The sequence below is a fragment of the Shewanella livingstonensis genome (assembly GCF_003855395.1).
GTDB lineage: Bacteria > Pseudomonadota > Gammaproteobacteria > Enterobacterales > Shewanellaceae > Shewanella > Shewanella livingstonensis.
This window is the reverse complement of sequence record NZ_CP034015.1, coordinates 1,899,477-1,917,180: the sequence shown is the minus strand read 5'-3', so window position 1 is coordinate 1,917,180 and position 17,704 is coordinate 1,899,477. Positions and strand designations below refer to the sequence as shown.

At 40.7% G+C, this 17,704-nt stretch carries 17 protein-coding genes; 9 read left to right on the top strand and 8 right to left on the bottom strand.

Features of this window, described 5'->3' with window-relative positions; genetic code table 11:
• Positions 1-4: 4 nt before the first annotated feature.
• Positions 5-562 carry an arylesterase gene (locus tag EGC82_RS08290; protein WP_124730342.1) on the top strand — a complete coding sequence of 186 codons (558 nt, stop codon included), beginning with the start codon at positions 5-7 and terminating at the stop codon, positions 560-562.
• A gap of 172 nt (positions 563-734) precedes the next feature.
• Positions 735-1,802 carry a DUF3083 family protein gene (locus EGC82_RS08285; RefSeq protein ID WP_124730341.1) on the top strand — a complete coding sequence of 356 codons (1,068 nt, stop codon included), beginning with the start codon at positions 735-737 and terminating at the stop codon, positions 1,800-1,802.
• A 76-nt stretch (positions 1,803-1,878) separates the two neighbouring features.
• Here the strand turns inward: EGC82_RS08285 and sohB are convergent, their stop codons facing one another.
• Both sohB and EGC82_RS08275 read right to left on the bottom strand, forming a co-directional pair.
• Positions 1,879-2,889, bottom strand: a complete 1,011-nt coding sequence (gene sohB / locus EGC82_RS08280) for a protease SohB (RefSeq protein ID WP_164839110.1) — start codon at positions 2,887-2,889, stop codon at positions 1,879-1,881.
• Between the two features lie 122 nt (positions 2,890-3,011).
• A complete protein-coding gene (locus EGC82_RS08275; RefSeq protein ID WP_124730339.1) occupies positions 3,012-5,498 on the bottom strand; it encodes a VolA/Pla-1 family phospholipase in 2,487 nt (828 codons plus the stop codon).
• Between the two features lie 259 nt (positions 5,499-5,757).
• Here EGC82_RS08275 and EGC82_RS08270 point away from each other — a divergent pair, with 259 nt between their 5' ends.
• Positions 5,758-6,495, top strand: a complete 738-nt coding sequence (locus EGC82_RS08270; protein WP_124730338.1) for a YciK family oxidoreductase — start codon at positions 5,758-5,760, stop codon at positions 6,493-6,495.
• Between the two features lie 82 nt (positions 6,496-6,577).
• Here the strand turns inward: EGC82_RS08270 and EGC82_RS08265 are convergent, their stop codons facing one another.
• From EGC82_RS08265 to pspA, 6 genes are all read right to left on the bottom strand, one after another.
• Positions 6,578-6,913, bottom strand: a complete 336-nt coding sequence (locus tag EGC82_RS08265; protein WP_124730337.1) for a ComEA family DNA-binding protein — start codon at positions 6,911-6,913, stop codon at positions 6,578-6,580.
• Between the two features lie 144 nt (positions 6,914-7,057).
• A complete protein-coding gene (locus EGC82_RS08260; protein WP_124730336.1) occupies positions 7,058-8,149 on the bottom strand; it encodes a TIGR01620 family protein in 1,092 nt (363 codons plus the stop codon).
• A gap of 47 nt (positions 8,150-8,196) precedes the next feature.
• Positions 8,197-9,639, bottom strand: coding sequence for a YcjX family GTP-binding protein (locus EGC82_RS08255; RefSeq protein WP_124730335.1), 1,443 nt, complete (start codon positions 9,637-9,639; stop codon positions 8,197-8,199).
• A gap of 52 nt (positions 9,640-9,691) precedes the next feature.
• Positions 9,692-10,087 carry an envelope stress response membrane protein PspC gene (gene pspC, locus EGC82_RS08250; RefSeq protein WP_124730334.1) on the bottom strand — a complete coding sequence of 132 codons (396 nt, stop codon included), beginning with the start codon at positions 10,085-10,087 and terminating at the stop codon, positions 9,692-9,694.
• Positions 10,074-10,313 carry an envelope stress response membrane protein PspB gene (pspB, locus tag EGC82_RS08245; protein WP_124016420.1) on the bottom strand — a complete coding sequence of 80 codons (240 nt, stop codon included), beginning with the start codon at positions 10,311-10,313 and terminating at the stop codon, positions 10,074-10,076. Before pspB ends, pspC begins: the two co-directional genes overlap by 14 nt.
• Before the next feature lie 20 nt (positions 10,314-10,333).
• Positions 10,334-11,017: a phage shock protein PspA gene (gene pspA / locus EGC82_RS08240; protein ID WP_124730333.1), complete on the bottom strand. Its 684-nt coding sequence runs from the start codon at positions 11,015-11,017 to the stop codon at positions 10,334-10,336.
• Between the two features lie 192 nt (positions 11,018-11,209).
• Here pspA and pspF point away from each other — a divergent pair, with 192 nt between their 5' ends.
• The 6 genes from pspF (at position 11,210) to EGC82_RS08210 (ending at position 17,684) form a co-directional block, all read left to right on the top strand.
• Complete coding sequence (gene pspF, locus EGC82_RS08235) at positions 11,210-12,289, top strand: phage shock protein operon transcriptional activator (protein WP_124730332.1); 1,080 nt, start codon at positions 11,210-11,212, stop codon at positions 12,287-12,289.
• 83 nt (positions 12,290-12,372) lie between these two features.
• The gene (locus EGC82_RS08230) at positions 12,373-13,998 is read left to right on the top strand and encodes an ABC transporter substrate-binding protein (protein WP_124730331.1); all 1,626 of its coding nucleotides are present in this window, start codon (positions 12,373-12,375) and stop codon (positions 13,996-13,998) included.
• Positions 13,999-15,030, top strand: coding sequence for an ABC transporter permease subunit (locus tag EGC82_RS08225; RefSeq protein ID WP_124730330.1), 1,032 nt, complete (start codon positions 13,999-14,001; stop codon positions 15,028-15,030).
• On the top strand, positions 15,017-15,907 hold the full coding sequence (locus EGC82_RS08220) for an ABC transporter permease subunit (RefSeq protein ID WP_124730329.1): 891 nt from the start codon (positions 15,017-15,019) through the stop codon (positions 15,905-15,907). The genes EGC82_RS08225 and EGC82_RS08220 overlap by 14 nt, the downstream gene beginning before the upstream one ends.
• 3 nt (positions 15,908-15,910) lie before the next feature.
• Entirely contained in the window at positions 15,911-16,918 is a 1,008-nt protein-coding gene (locus EGC82_RS08215; RefSeq protein WP_124730328.1) for an oligopeptide/dipeptide ABC transporter ATP-binding protein, read from the top strand.
• Positions 16,899-17,684 (top strand): peptide ABC transporter ATP-binding protein, encoded by a 786-nt coding sequence (locus tag EGC82_RS08210; RefSeq protein WP_124730327.1) that lies wholly within the window; start codon positions 16,899-16,901, stop codon positions 17,682-17,684. The genes EGC82_RS08215 and EGC82_RS08210 overlap by 20 nt, the downstream gene beginning before the upstream one ends.
• Positions 17,685-17,704 lie beyond the last annotated feature (20 nt).

Genomic DNA, 17,704 nt, shown 5'->3' with positions numbered 1-17,704 from the left:
AGTTATGAGTGTACCATCCTATGCTGCCACGATTTTGGTCTTGGGTGATAGCTTAAGTGCAGGTTATGGCATGTCAGAAGAACAAGGATGGGTTCAATTACTCCGTGATGAGCTGCCACAACATCAAATTATTAATGGTTCTGTTAGTGGTGAAACAACAGCGGGAGGATTGCGTAGGCTCCCAAGTTTACTGGCATCAAGCCAGCCAGATCTGGTTATAATTGAGCTAGGCGGTAACGACGGGTTGCGAGGTTTTCCACCTAACAAATTGAAATCAAATCTTACAAAAATCATTAGCCTATCTCAGCAACACGGCACCAAAGTTTTACTGACCGAGATTATGGTACCACCTAATTACGGACCTAGGTATGCCAAATCATTTACTCAGATTTACCACCAATTATCTGAAGAATATAGTATTAAGCTAATCCCTTTTTTCATGCAAGATATTGCCGCAGACAAGGCACTGATGCAACGAGACGGCATTCACCCAAATGAACAAGCTCAACCGATTATTACGCAATGGATGTTACCTTGGATCAACCAAGTAATATCTGAGTAAACACCTAAAAGCGAACAAGTTTTACTCACTCTGTTAAAAACATTTTAATAAAGTGATCGAAAAGTATTTTATTTTAAGCATCAATGTTTAAAATGGACACAGCAAGCACATTAAATAACACCAATAACTAACGATAAACTTTAGACAACAATAAAGGCAATAAGGAAATAATATGTCCGTCAGTCGTCAAAAAAAAGTATACTTGCCAACCGCTACACGTAAAAATCAATACATCACCATTGGTTTCCCGTTAACTGATGAATACCTTAGTGCGTACAGTAATTTAGACGCTTGTTACGATGAATTTAGTAAACTTGTTTATCAATTAGCCGAAAAACAAGAATTGTATAACGTCCATGTGGTGACCACCGATAAGCTACCTATGGTACGTTTTCACAGTGAAGCCTATTGTTTAAACTCAGATGAACAATTACGTTTCTTCTATAATCCAGCTCACCATGAAGCAAACCGTTTACACAGCGTTGCGGGCTTTCGAGCTAGAAAACTCAGAATCGTATTTTTAGCCACAGGTAATGACCTTCGCAGTAATTCGGCTGCATTTCACTCGCATGTACAAAAATTTATTGCCGAGTTAAAGCCACTACTACCAGTAAAAGATGTGCCGATTAAAGTGCGTGACCACCAGCATATTTCTTATGACTTTTTTGCTAAAGCTAAGGGACTAAAAGAAACCTACGGCTATAAATTACGTGCTGTAGACAGTCGCTATCATCGTCGTCATTGTGAGCTACCTGAAAATGTTAGCACGCTCAATTATGTCACTATCAACATACCGGTAGAACGACGTATAAAAAGACAATTACTTGCAAATAATGCTACTGACTTTTCAAGTCTGTATCAAAATGTATGCGATAAGTTTATTCAAGCAACAAAAAGTAAGCAGTTAAATCGTGTTGCTGTTGTCGCCAATGGCAAATTACCACTTGTTCGTAACAGTAAGTATGAGCAATTAACCAGTACAAATGAATTTCAGATGATTGGTTTTGATCCTCACTCAGAATCACCTGAGCCTATTTGCCACTGGGATGCTAATAAGCTTGTAGATGCTTTTCGGTTTGTGATTGTGGCGGGTAAAAGTGATGAAACGGATGAAGGTTATGGGCGCTTTATGAACCAAGTAGAAGAGGCTTTACGCCTATTCACCAATGAGTTTGACATCGATAAAGAACACATAGATGTCATTTTACGTTTCCATCAGCACATTAGTTACAAAGCTTAATTACTAATAGATTTTGTGGTATTAAAAACGACAGCCTCGGCTGTCGTTTTGCTGTTAATCTATAACACTTTAGTGGCTAAACTGACTGATTACGCTCGGCTAAGCGATTCATCACAGTATTGACTGATAACGAGGCACCATGAGCAATTTTATCGGCTAGCTTTTTCTTCATTTGATATCTAATTCTGATCACCTGATGAGTGTTAACTAAACCTAAAATCACATCATCACTAGTAGAAACCTCATCAATCAGTCCTAGATCAATCGCTTGTTGACCATACCAATGCTCGCCAGTGGCGACTTTAGCAATATCCATATCAGGACGGTAACGGCCAACAAACTCTTTAAATAACACGTGAGTTTCTTCTAACTCTTGCTGAAACTTAGCGCGGCCTTCATCGGTATTCTCACCAAAAATGGTTAAAGTACGCTTAAAGTCACCGGCTGTATGCTGTTCATAATCAATATCATGCTTTTTAAGCAAACGATTGAAGTTAGGCACCTGCGCAACAACACCAATAGAACCGACAATAGCAAAAGGGGCTGCATACACTTTATTTGCCACACACGCCATCATATAGCCACCGCTTGCGGCAACCTTATCAATACAAATTGACAGTGGAATATTGGCTTGGCGTAAACGATCTAACTGGCTTGAAGCCAAGCCATATCCATGTACCATGCCACCACCACTTTCAACATTAACCAACACTTGGTCATCTTTATCGGCAATGGTTAGAATGGCGGTGACTTCTTCACGCAATGACGCGACTTCGTTGGCATCAATACTGCCTTTAAAATCAATAACGAACACTTTGCCTTTAATTAAATCTTGCTTCTCAGCGGCTTTTTCGTCTGCTTTTACTTGCTTTTCATAAGCTTTAAATTGCTTTTTAGACAGTAACTCTTCTTTTAACTGATGCTTAAGCTGCATAAGATCTTCTGAAATATCAGTCAGTCTTAACTCACCTTTATCAGATTTATTTTTCATGCTGCTCGCCAGCACAAATATTACTACCGCTAGAATCGCAACAACAATGGTTACCGATTTTGCTAAAAATAGGCCGTATTCATATAAAAATTCCAAATCTCGCTCCATACAGGGATGACAATCTCGCGCTATTTTAACAGCAATACCCAATAAGTAGACAATAAAAAACCCAGCTAATTGCTGGGTTTTTTAAGATAATAGCGACTAATTAGTCAATATTAGTTACAAGCTTGGATCACATCGCTATTAGTCACAACAACTGTCGCTTGACCTAAACCAGCTGTTTTTGCAAAACCAGCTACTTGGGTCTGCATTTCAACCGTTGCTTTGGCTGCCATACCATCTGTCGCAGATGTCTCACGTGGGCTCACTATCGAACTGTGATGGCCTTTAGAGAAGCGGACAGCACCAGAACCAGGCATAGTTGTATCAAAACACTCAAGACCTAGTGATGTGATTAGTGGCTCAGTACCCGACAACGGGAATCCTTCAACACTGTTTGGTAAGGTTTGGTCACCTAAGTTACCTGCACCATCACCAACAATTTCAATCAAATGTACCGGTAAACCCGTAGCGGCTAATTTTGCGCCATGGTTGATCGGATCCGCTGAATCAATCGCTGTTTGTACTGCAAAAGCAAAGGTCGGGATAAACTCGGCATACACCGCCTGCACCAATGCTGCGTACTCAGGACTGTCTGTAGCATAACCCGCTTTATTTGCGGCGGTCACAAGCGCGATGAAAGTGCTCGATGAAGTTATGTTACTAAACAATACTGGTCCAAATGCAGCAGAGCCAGCAAACGCACCCGCTAAACCACCCGCTGGAGCAACTAATGATGTAGCATTAATTGCATATGCATTAGGTAACACATCACCTGTCGATGGATTAACTAATCCAGTACTTGCATAAGTTGAGAATGTGGTGCCAACTATGCCACCCAAACTCAGGCCTTGGGCACTGATTTTAGACACATCAAATACTTGAGGTTGTCCTGCAGCAGCTAATTTTTGCGCCATTCCTGTCAGTAATAATCGTAAACCTAATTGGTCAAAGGTTGCTTGACGGAAGTTATCTCGTACGGTCAATGTGCTGGAAATATTAACAAACACTAATGGGTTACCATTTTTGAATGCATTAGGTGTTCCAACCACTGGACCGAATGAAGGGTCTGTAGCAGAAATCTCATAGGTGCCGTCTTTATCTAAATCAAATGAGCGAGCACCGTGTAATGGCATATCAATTGCGATAGTAGCAATACCCGCAGCAGCATATGTACCAGCATAAGCTAGTGCCATTTCTTTACCGCCACCTAAACCATGCATTGCTATTGTTGTTGGCCAACCATTTGTTGGTGGAACAAAGGTTCCACCTTGCGCAGCAGTAAATGCCGCAAGTTTAGCCGCATTAGGCAAGGTAATTTGAACTGGGACAGTTTCATAACCTTTAATAGCCGGTATAGGATTAAACTTAGTTAAATGTTTGGTTTTATCTGCAGCCGTACCATCATCAAGTTTCCACTGTTTACCGGCAAGCAATGCAGGATTGCCTAACGCTGCTTGAGGATCAACTCCATTATCAGATGCTTGTGTAAAGAAGTTAGCTTGGCTTAATGTACCAGCTTGTAATGCTAGCAATACTGATACAGGGCTATCACCTTGAGCAAACCAACGACCATTGGGTGCTGTAGGTGCACCATTGACGATTGGAATAACACAGCTTGCTGATGAACAATTACTGTAAATAGGCAGCTTAATTGTTGCGGTATAAAGATCTGCCATATTAGCGACAACATAAGCAGCACCCGCTGCTGGCGTTAATCCTGCTGCCTGAGCAACTGTCAATCCTGTTGGCGTAGGTGTCTGTACAAATGCTGGAGTATAAGCCGGGTTAGAGGCCATCAATAGCTTGGTGGTTTCATATACATCAGCTACAGATTGAGTGGTGAATAAACCAGAGAAACTAATCGATTCGGGATCCACACCGTGTGTTTCTGCAACGCCCTTTTCATAGCTATTAACTAAAAACTGCAGCATTTTTTGTTGTTCTGTTTCAAGTTGCTGCGTTTCAAAATCTAACTTTAAAAGACCATATGTTGTAGATGGTGCAATGCCACGCCCTAGTGAATCTTGGATAAGATCAGTCGTAACATAGATATAAGACTGACCTGCTTTTAATGGCTTAATTGGTACTATGGCAACTTTATTTCCTGATGCTTTTGATACAAAGTCAACACCAAACTGAAGCTCTTCACCTACTTTACAAGCTGAAACAGAAGGTGCCGATTTACATTCTGCATCACTTGATAATGCACCGCCCACTGTCGCTTCAAACATGCGAACTGCACCAGGCTGAAATACCGAAGCGGCATCTAAGGTTAATGGATTACCTTGTAAATCATTGGCAAGTTCAACAGTAATTGAAATAGGTGAGCTGGTAGACCAGCCATCTAATGCACCCAATGCTAGCTGAGGGTTAACATAATCAACACCATCTTCACCTGGTATATTTAATGTGCCATCGGTTGTGCCACTAAAAAGTAAATCGTTTGGTAATGGTAATTTGCTATTAGCAGGATCAAACTGCATATGTGAAACAGGCACTAACGGTTCAGCGTTAGCTTTTGCTTCGTTAAAGGTGTCACCACCACATGCTGTTAAGCCAAGAGCAGATGTTATTGCAACACCCAAAATGAGTCTTTTCATCTTTTTTCCCCAAATCTTGTTTTAATAATTTTGTTTTCCCCAAGAATTGGTCACAATAGTCCTATCATGCGACCATAAGGACTTATGTTAGTCCTTAACTATTCTCAAGTTAACGCAAAATTATTGAGTTAGCTACAAGTTTGTTACATACAAATGACCTATTCAGACACAATTATTAATCATTTGTTTCAAACGGTCGTTTATTTTTTATCCGGTTCTAGATTTGACGGGCGATTGCGCGTAGAGGAAATAATTAATCATGTTGGAATATCAAGCAGCAAAAGATTTACTCAATAGCAAAACAATCTTAGTGACTGGTGCCGGTGACGGTATTGGTCGTGCAGCTTCAATTGAATTTGCCAAACACGGCGCCACCGTAATTTTACTCGGTAAGACCGTAAAAAAACTTGAAAATGTCTATGATGAAATTGTAAATGCCGGTTACCCAAAACCAGCCATTGTGCCGTTAGATATGAAGGGGGCCACCGAACAGAATTATATTGATATGGCAGACACGATTGCCGAGCAGTTTGGTCATTTAGATGGTTTGTTGCATAACGCATCTCAACTAGGAGCGTTGGGCCCATTTGAGCATATTGATTTAACTTCTCTTGAAGCTATTTTAAAGGTAAATGTCACGGCTCAAGCCATTATGACCAAGTCGTTATTACCCATCATGCGTAAAGCTGAACATGCTTCCATCATATTTACTTCAAGCGGTGTTGGACGAAAAGGTCGTGCTTATTGGGGGCCTTATGCATTTTCTAAATTTGCCACCGAAGGCATGATGCAAGTACTAGCCGATGAGTGTGACAATACTCATGTTAGAGTGAATAGTATCAATCCTGGCGCTACTCGTACTGAAATGCGCGCTAAAGCTTATCCCGCTGAAGATCCACAAACACTGAAAACAGCCGAGCAAATTATGCCTACCTATTTATTTTTGATGGGTGGTGAGTCTCTAGGTACAAATGGTCAAGCATTCAATGCTCAATAGTTAAGCTTTATTCTGCTTAATAACTATCTCGCTGGCATAAAAAACGGAAGCCATTGCTTCCGTTTTATTTTAATACTATTGCTTAAAAGCTCATATTTTCAGTATTCTGGCTGACTAACTTCTCTCCAATACCACTCACCATCGTTAGCTGTTGTAAATCGGTAAACTTACCGTTTTTAGTTCGATAATCAACAATCGCTTTTGCTTTGGCTTGACCAATACCTTTCAGTGATTGTAATTCCTCTGCGCTAGCTTTATTGATATTAACCTTTTGCATAACTGATGATTTTTTATCAATCGTTTTAGTGACTTTCTGGGTAGGTTCAGCCATTGTTTTGGCCGTTTCTGCCGCATAAGAGTGACTACTTAACAAGCAGCACAAGCCCATAGATAATACCGTTAATGTCAATGATCTCATTAGATTCTCCTTTCTGTCCTTGATTTGCTGGTATGTGTCCTTCTCCATTACCAAGCTCGAGCGATTCGGAATGCTGTAGGGTTTCCGCATCGGATGCTAACTGTAGTCAACAAATTCAAGTTGTACAAAAAAAATACATCATTTTTATTCATTCATATCGACGGTTTGAGTTTTTTTGGGTTTATTTTTAGACATCATAGACGCAGTAAACTGTTTTAATTCACCCAATAAATGCTGATGAACGTGGGATAATTTAGGCTTATTTTGTTTATTAAAGGCGATAGGACGACACAAGGTCATCGCTTGATACCCGAGTCTTGCAGTGAGCAGCCCGCCGCCAAGTCCCTGTGCAATGCGAGCAGATAATTTCCCCGTCATTTCTACCGATAATAATTGGGTACCTAAATCGGTAATCACCTCGGTACTACCAGCATAAATAATATTAACTACAATGCTACGAATAAGTTTTATTCGGCTCCAGTACCCCAATTCTACTGCATAAATGGCAGCGACTTCATTAATCATTTTTTGATTTCGCCACAAGATAATCGCCATATCCAGTGCAGCTAATGGGCTTGCTGCTAATAATAATGCCGACTCAGCAGCAAAGCGGTTAACGCGTTTTTTGGCCAGTAAATCGCGCTCGGATAACACGATATCTTCAAATAATAATACAATTTCTGCATCATTATGTTCATGGCTACAGGCTTGTAAATATTGCTGCTTAGCTTGGGTATTTGGGTATTTTTCCAGTATCGGCGCCAAAAATGATTTGGCCTCACCCATTTGCATACTTTGTGATAATCGCTCTGCGGTAGCTTGATGATCACTAACCTTTTTAAGATTAACTAATTTGCGCCATTCTTTAACCGTAATGATTGTGGCCCATAAACTCACAATGGATAACACCGCCGCATAAAAGCCAAATAACCACGGACTTTGTTGGAAAGAATCAATCAACCCCATCACAGTTTGTACTATGACCAATAACACTAGACCCAAAATCGATAATTTGGCCAATAGTGACCACCGCTTAGTTTTAGCAGGTTTAATACTGTCTTCCATCGTCGCAGGTAATGCTACTAAGGTTTGTTCACAAATAAAGTCAATATCGTCGAACGATTTATTCGGTTTGATAGGCTCTTCTGCTGAATGACCGTCTTCTATCACAATGAGATCAGATTCGGTAAATAGTTGTGATTTTTTTATCGACGAACTGTTTGTAGGTTCATTCATAACTCATGCTCACATTAATGCTGTAATTATTACTCTGATTAAAGTTGTTAAGACAATTTATCGCCCAATAGGAACTCTAAGAGATGGTCGAGACGAATATGTTCAAATTGCGGGTTATTTGTATCCATATGGCTCAAATTAGGCGGCAAATAAGCACTGAAATTAAATCCTTGTTGTTGCCAAAATTCTACATCAGGTAGTGATGTTGGCACATCGCCGGGATAGACAGTCACCTTTTTACCATCAAGGCCAGTGCCTTTTACCACCTCTTGTTGCACGCCATCAACATTAACCATTCCATGTTGCGTCGCCTTAATCGCACTTATCGCCATGGTTTCTACTTCGCTACCTTCAAAATTGGCGTAATGCTGGCTTTGTTGCAACATGGCAGTTAACAAGCTGAGCACATGGCTTTGCTGATCACGGGTCACTCTATCGACTTGGCTAGCAGCAAATAATACTTTATCTATCCGCGGTGAGAACAAGCGCTTTATTAAACTCGACTGACCAAATTGAAAGCTTTCCATAATGCTGTTGAGCGCACGGCCCATATCATTAAATTGCGCCTGACCATGATTAAGCGCATTTAAACAATCGACTAACACTAGCTGGCGATCAAATCGAGAAAAGTAATCTCGATAAAAGGGCTTAACAACTTGTGATACGTACTGCTCATAACGGCGTTTAAGCACATGATAATTTGAACCACTTGAGCTTGCTGATAATTCTGAATGTTCAACTGAGCTTAAACTCAACAACGGGAAGAATGTCAGTAACGGGGTATTTTCATATTCACCTGGGAGTAACATCCGTCCCGGTTGGGCGTGGTAAAATCCTTGCTGGCGAACTAAATCCACCAACAAGGTTTGATATAAGTCAGCAATAATCTTAAGTTGTTGCTCATCAGCGAGTTGACTCAAGTCTAACTGTTCTACTACTTGATTAAATTCCGCGAATAAAGGTGAATGACGTAAACATGACACATTCATTTGTTGTGATAAACACCATTGAGTGAAATCTTGTTTCAGCATCGGTAAATCAAGTAACCACTCACCCGGATAATCAACAATATCGACGTATAAGGTTGCAATATCCGTTAATTTAGCTAACAAACCTTGCTGTGGCTGGTACTTAATGGCCAAACGTAATTCAGTAATATTTTTGGTTGAAGCAGGCCAATAAGGAGGTGATGAGCTTAATGCATTCATTGCGCCTTGATAATCAAAACTGGCAATGTCTAAATCGGGTTGCATCGCCCGGTTTACCGCAATTAATCGACCTTCACGTGCAACTTGCCATAAAGGTAAAGGATTCTGTTTAGCGCTTTTACCCGCATGCAATAACTGGTTCACTAAGCCACTGATAAAAGCAGTTTTACCGGCACCAGATAAGCCAGTAACAGCCAAACGGACATGACGGTCGGTACTACGATGAACCAGAGATTGGGCTGTTTGAGTGATGCGAAATAAGGAACGATCTAAAAATCTCATGATGGCTGATGGCCCCCAAAGAACAAGGGCGGATAACCGCCCATTAGAAGAATTAAAGACTATTGATTTGGCGTTTAAGATCAAAATTGTCTGATGTGACATGTTCTTCGAGTCGTCTTAATCGGACTTCTAATCCATTAAATTGACGATTAACATCAAACAATGCTTGCTTTGCAGGTTCGCCTGCTTGCCAAACTTTCTTTTTGATTTCAATATCTTTGTGTTGCTCTTTGTGTTCTAAGTTGAGTGGCTTAATATCTAATATCATCCATAAGGCGATATAAATAACCAGCACAACCCCGGTCCCACCGAGTAACAATATTGACACGGCAATAACTCTTACTAGCCACGTCTCAAAGTTAAAGTAATCAGCAAGACCTGAACACACCCCAGCCACTTTACCACCTTTTGGGTTGCGGTATAGAGTACGACCATTAGCTGAGCTCATGTTTAGCTCTCCATTCTGGTGATTCAGTATCCAAAATCGCTTCTAATGTTTCGATGCGACCACTCATTTTTTCAGCTTTAGCAATTAGACCATTTAGCTGGTTAAATTCTTCCTCGGTGAGTCCCTGGCTCACTTGTCGCTTACTGCGATAATGAAGAACCAACCAGATAGGTGCCACAACCACCATAAAGATGATAATTGGTGCAATAAGAAGATCCATATCCATAACTCACCCCTAGAATAAATTTACGCTTTAGATTTAGGTTGTGCTTTTGCACTCATTTTTGCTTTTAATGCTGCTAATTCGTCATTTACAGAGTCTTCTGCTTCTAATGCGGCAAACTCATCAGCTAAAACATTCTTTTTGCCTAAATCATATGATTCGACTTGTGCTTCAAGGCCTTCAACACGACGTTCGTATTGTTCAAACTTCATCATCGCATCATCGATCTTGCTTGAATCAAGCTGCTTTTTGACTTCAAGGCGTGAAGTCGCCGTTTGCTTACGCATAATGATAGTTTTTTGACGGGCACGAGCATCATTCAATTTTTCTTGAAGCTGCGCGATTTCATCTTTTAAACGAGCAACATGCTCTTCAACAACTTGCAGTTCTTTTTCAAGCGTCTGCAGTAAAGCAACGGTTTTTTGTTTTTCACTCAAGGCGGCTTTGGCTAAATCTTCACGATCTTTCGATAATGCTAACTCTGCTTTACTTTGCCAATCTTGAACCTGCTCTTGAACGCGTGCTATTCGGCGAAGTAATTCTTTTTTCTCGGCCAATACTTTAGCGGAGGTAGAACGTACTTCAACAAGGGTGTCTTCCATTTCTTGAATGATAAGACGGACCATTTTTTCTGGATCTTCGGCTTTATCAAGTATTGCGCTGATATTAGAATTAACGATATCTGCGAAGCGAGAGAAAATTCCCATAATGTGTTCCTCAAAATTAACGTGGATGTCGCAGTTGGTATTACACATTACGTGCCAACATCAACAAATGCAACAACATCATACAGTTAAACAAATATTTAACTTTTACTTCCTTTTAACACTCAAGCCATTTATCATGATTTTCACTAATTATTAGTCGAATTCACTAACAATTTTGCGAGTAAGCTAACTGTGAGCAAACAATTCCAGCAAGATAATCTTATCGGCCAATCTAATGCACTGCTTGAAGTATTAGAACATGTGTCTAAAGTTGCGCCATTATCCAAGCCGGTGCTCATTATTGGTGAGCGCGGCACGGGTAAAGAATTAATAGCCGAACGGCTTCATTACTTATCCCCTCGTTGGGATCAAAGTTTTATTAAACTCAATTGTTCTTCATTAAGTGAAAACTTACTCGAAAGTGAACTCTTTGGCCATGAGTCAGGTGCATTTACGGGTGCAAAAGGACGACACGAAGGCCGTTTTGAGCGTGCCGATGGTGGAACACTGTTTTTAGATGAGCTGGCTAACACCTCTGGATTAATCCAAGAAAAGCTATTACGCGTTATAGAGTACGGTGAATTTGAACGGGTCGGTGGCAGTAAAACGGTTCAATCTGATGTTCGACTTATTTGTGCTGCTAATGAAGATTTACCTACCTTGGCTGATAATGGTGAATTTCGAGCTGATTTACTCGACCGTTTAGCCTTTGATGTGATCACCTTGCCACCATTAAGACATAGAACCGAAGACATTATGCCATTAGCAGAACATTTTGCGATTAGCATGGCAAGACAACTATCACTGGAATATTTTAGTGGTTTTAGTCCGTTAGCGATTGAGCAATTAATGATGCACAGCTGGCCAGGAAATATCCGAGAATTGAAAAATGTCGTCGAGCGAAGTGTTTACCGTGAAGGCGCTGATGGCCAAGAGATTGATCATATTATTTTAGATCCTTTTGCATCGCCTTATCGGCCTGTAAACAGAGTCAAAACCCGCGAACGTCAATATAATCAGCTTGAAAATGTCTCCATCCCGATGACTGAGCCTATTGAGTCCAATACTAAAGTAGAGACATTAACGATACTTAGTAGCATCGAATTTCCAATAGATTTTAAAGAATACACAGAAAACAGTGAAATAGAATTATTGCAACGCGCATTAGCAGAAGGTCAATATAATCAGAAAAAGACCGCCGATTTATTAGGCTTAAGCTATCATCAGCTCCGAGGTATTTTAAAAAAATACAACTTACTCGACAAGAGCTGAATGAAGCTTGGAGATGCTCATTGCCCCAATGCAATGAACACTGTTAAAATGCACTCTCAAAATCGATAAAATATGATCACACTATGCCTGTTATAGTAAAACGCTGCTATGAACTGATGTCTTTATGTCTCGCCAGCATCATGTTGGCGGCATGTGGACAGGCACAATTGCCTTCTGGCCTTGTGTACTGCAGTGAAGGTAACCCCGAAAGTTTTAATCCACAACTTGTCACATCGGGTACCACTATAGATGCTACTTCTCATCAAATTTACAGCCGATTAGTCAATTACAGCCAAGAAAAAGCCAGTATGACACCGGGTTTAGCAACATCGTGGCAGGTATCTGATGATGGGTTAAGTTATCAATTTACCTTGCGTGAACATGTGAGTTTTCATAAAACACGCCATTTTACTCCTACAAGAGATTTTAATGCCGATGATATATTGTTTTCCTTTAATCGCATTATTGATCCATTACATCCCTATCATCTAGTCAGTCGAACCGGTTACCCATTTTTTCAAAGCATTGGTTTTTCTGATTTAATTGGTTATATTGAAAAAGTAAATGATTACCAAGTTATCTTTCATTTAGTGCGTAAAGACGCCTCTTTTTTATCTAATCTTGCCACTGATTTTGCTGTTGTGTTATCAGCAGAATATGGCTATCAACTTTTAGCTCAAGGCACTCCTGAAGATATTGATTATTACGCTGTTGGCACAGGCCCTTTTCAGCTGAGCCAATATGTAAAAAATGAATATATTCGTTATAAAAAGAATCCAGTTTATTGGGGCCCAACGGTCGAAATTGATCAATTAGTGTTTGATATTACCCCAAGAAGTACTGCGCGCATTGCTAAGTTAATTACCGGTGACTGCAGTGTTTCTGCACTGCCTAAAGCTGGCGAGTTAGCCGTGCTTAACCAACATAAAGATATTATTGTTGATGCTAAACCTGGACTCAACGTCGCATTTTGGGCTTTTAACACTCAAAAACCGCCACTGGATGATGTTCGAGTAAGGCGAGCCCTTGCACATGCTATCGATAAAAATAATATTCTCGACGTGGTATATAATGATACTGCAGTCGAAGCGACTGGTGTTTTACCCCCAGCGTCTTGGGCTTACAGCGAAAATTTAACGCCGAATGAATATAATCCTGAAAAAGCGATGGCATTACTGCAACAAGCTGGTGTGTCTAACTTATCTATTAATGTGTGGGCCATGCCTGTTGCGCGAATTTATAACCCCAGCGCACTAAAAACAGCAGAACTTATCCAGGCTGATTTAGCACGTATTGGCGTTAAACTGAATATCATTAGCTATGATTGGAGTGTATTCACGCAGAAGTTGGCTAGATCTAATTATGATTCAGTTCTCATTGGTTGGAATGCCGACAATAGCGACCCGGATAACTTTTTTACTCCACTATTAAGCTGCGCAGCTTTAGCCTCTAACAATAATCGTTCACGTTGGTGCCAGAAAGACTTTGAACATCTATTATCGCAAGCCCAAAGTGTATCTACCCAGCCAGAGCGCAAAGCGTTTTACCAATCAGCCGAAGCCATTATTAGCGATCAAGTTCCATTGGTAACGCTCGCACACGCTAAAAAGGTAGTGTTAAAAAAGAGTAATATCACTACCATGCAAATTAGACCTTATGGCGGTATTTCTTTTGCCAAAACAACCCAAACAATAGAGGGAAGTGAATAAATGTGGCGTTACCTTTTTAGTCGCATAACCCTGTTTATGGCAACATCACTCATAATGATAGCCGTACTATTTATGGCGTCGGGACAATTTCCGGTCAGTAAAGCGTATTCATTATCAGGGGTCCAGTATCCAACGGTTGAACAACAACAGCAAATTGAAAAAGATTATCAACTACACGACAACCAATTCCTGCAGTTTACGGCTTACTTACGCCAACGATTATCAGGTAATTTCGGTATATCCAGTAACTCACAGCAAGAAGTATTAGAAGAATTGGAAGCCGTATTGCCAGCCTCTTTTGAATTATCGTTATTCTCGGGTTTTATTGCGGTGTTCTTTGGCGTACCTATAGGTATTCTAGCGGCCTTAAGCACTAACAAAGCACTGCAAAATAGTATTTTAGCCGTGACGTTAACAGGCTATTCTATTCCGGTATTTTGGCTTGGCTTAACCTTGTCCATGTGGTTTGGAGTTAATCTTGGCTGGCTACCCATTTCAGGCCAAATTAATCTACTTTATGAAATTGAGCCGGTGACAGGGTTTATGCTAATAGACACCTTATTATCCGAATCAACGTACCGAATCCCAGCATTTCATGATGCGTTGTTGCACTTAATATTACCCGCTGTGACCTTAGCGGTACTGCCCTTTACTTTAGTCGTAAGGATCACTCGACAAGCCATTTTAAATGTAATGAATCAAACTTATATTCGCGCTGCTGAAGCCCGAGGTTTGCACACTGCTAAAATTTTATTTCGCCATGTATTGCCCAATGCCTTAATTCCGGTCATAAAAAGTATTGGCTTAATGCTAGGCTCATTCGCAAGCTATGGCATTGTAGTTGAAGTTATTTTTTCGTGGCCAGGTGTTGGCAGTTGGTTAGTGTCGGGCATTTATCAACGCGACTATACTGTTATCCAGGCGGGTATTTTATCTGTTTCATTGTTAATTATTTTCTTAAGTATTTTGATTGATTTACTGCATACAGCAATCAACCCAATGAGCAGAAAGGAATTGTATGCCTCGAATTAAAATATACCAAGAAGACCATATAGCCTCCCCTTCATGGCGAATGTGGCAAACATTTTCAGCAAATCCATTTGCAGTCATAGGTTTATGGGCAGTAATTTTTTTATTGATCCTGACTATTTTTGCCCCGCTCATTGCGCCATATTCAGCCGAGATGCAGGACCAGCAGGTATTACTTCTGCCGCCTTCTTGGGATCCTGCTGGCACAGTAGAACACTTCCTAGGAACCGACGATCTGGGGCGAGACATTTTTAGCCGTATTTTGCATGGCGTGCAATTAACCTTTGGCATGTCATTACTGATTGTTGCTGCATCATTATTTTTCGGTTTTATTATCGGTTCGCTTTCAGGAATGATGCGCGGCATTAAGTCGAGTGTGTTGAGCCATTTGTTAGATGCATTATTGTCTATCCCATCGTTATTAATGGCTATTTTGGTGGTCGCAGTCATGGGACCTGGACTTAATAATGTGTTTTGGGGTGTCGGGATTGCGATGGTGCCACAATTTGTTCGCGCTATCCATTTAGCCGTCCATGAAGAATTACAAAAAGAATATGTTACCGCAGCCAAATTAGATGGTGCCAACTCATTACAAATTTTTTGGTATGTGATTATGCCCAACGTGTGGGATGTGGTGATTATTCAGGTCACTATGGCGATATCAGCAGCGATACTCGATATTGCCGCACTAGGATTTTTAAACCTTGGTGCTCAGGCACCGAGTCCAGAATGGGGTGCTATGGTTGCACAAGGGCTTGATAATTTATTGCTTGCACCTTGGACCGTAACTATCCCAGGTATCGCGATTTTGTTTACCGTGTTGTCGGTCAACTTAGTCGGCGATGGTTTACGTTCTGCGCTTGCACCGATAAGAAACTAACCTATGCCTTTACTCGATATTCGTAATCTCACCATTGAATTAGATACGCCAGAGGGCACAGTGAAAGTGCTCGAAAAAGTCAGTTTGACCATCAATCCTGGAGAAATCCATGGACTAGTGGGTGAATCAGGCTCAGGACGTAGCTTGTTGGCTAAAGCCATTTTAGGGGTATTGGGTCCTAATTGGAATATTATTGCTGACCGTATGATGTGGGATGGAAAAAACTTATTAGAAATGAGTGCCAAGCAACGCCGCTGCCTAATGGGTAGTGAAATGGCGATGATTTTTCAAGACCCATCTGGCAGTTTAGATCCGGTAAAAACCATTGGTAGTCAATTAATTGAAGCGATGGTGCCCAACAAAAATATCCCTTTTTGGCGCCGTGGACATGCGACCTATTTAAACGCTCAAAAATGGCTTCACAAAGTAGGCATTAAAAAACCCAAACTGTTGATGAAGTGTTATCCATGGGAATTATCTGAAGGCGAATGTCAAAAAGTGATGATCGCTATGGCCGTGGCAAATCATCCCAAACTGCTGATCGCCGATGAGCCAACCAACTCTATGGAGCTCAATACCCAAGCGCAAATTTTTAGATTATTGTCACAACTCAATCAACTGCAAAATGTGTCTATTTTATTGGTGAGCCATGAACTTGAAACCATGGTGCATTGGTGTGATAACTTAACCATTTTGTACAGTGGTCAGGTGATGGAGTCTGGGCCTGTTACCGAAATGGTAGCAATGCCATATCATCCTTACACACGGGCATTATTAAAAAACTTACCTGACCATACTGAAAAAATGCGCCACAAAGCTAACTTACCCACACTGCAAGGCTCTTCGCCTTCGCTACAGCATTTACCCGCGGGTTGTCGACTAGGCCCTCGCTGCCCTGAAGCGCAACGAAAATGTGTGAAACAGCCTAATCTTGAACATATTAAAGACCGCTATTTTGCCTGCCATTTCCCTTACCAAAGTGAGCAAGAAGATGACGACGCCATTGCTTAAAGTCACCGACTTAAGTAAACAATACTTAACCGGTTACAAGCATTTTAAACCTCAATATTATCAAGCACTCTCTCCGGTTTCATTTGAACTCGGTCGTGGTGAAACTTTGGCTATAGTGGGCACCGTTGGATCGGGTAAAAGTACCCTTGCTCGAATTTTAGTGGGAGCGGAACAACGAAGTGGCGGCGAGATATTTTTTGAAGGTGAAGCTTTAGAAACACATAATTTAAAACAACGTTGTCGATTAATTAGGATGATTTTCCAGGATCCTACTACTTCACTTAATCCACGCTTATCGATTGGTAACTTGCTTAAAGAGCCATTACGGTTTAATACCCAGTTGAGTTCAACGGAACGAAAAACATTGGTAATAGAAACCTTAAGAAAAGTCGGTTTATTACCCGAACATGCTGAGTTTTATCCGCATATGATTTCAGAAGGCCAAAAACAACGTGTCGCTGTTGCACGTGCTTTAATGCTTAACCCTAAAATTATTATTGCAGATGAAGCACTAACTGCATTAGATTTATCGGTCCGCTCTCAGATTATTAATTTGTTATTAAAGCTGCAAAAAGAAATGGGGTTATCGTATATTTTTGTATCCCATAATCTGAATATTATCCGTCATGTAAGTGATAAAATCATGGTGCTGCAAAATGGTATTATGGTTGAAAAATCCACTACAGAAGCCTTGTTTACTTCACCACAACATGAATATACCCAGCGACTGATTCAAGAACAAAGTCAATTTATGCAAAAGCGCTAAACTGCTCCAACCACTATGGT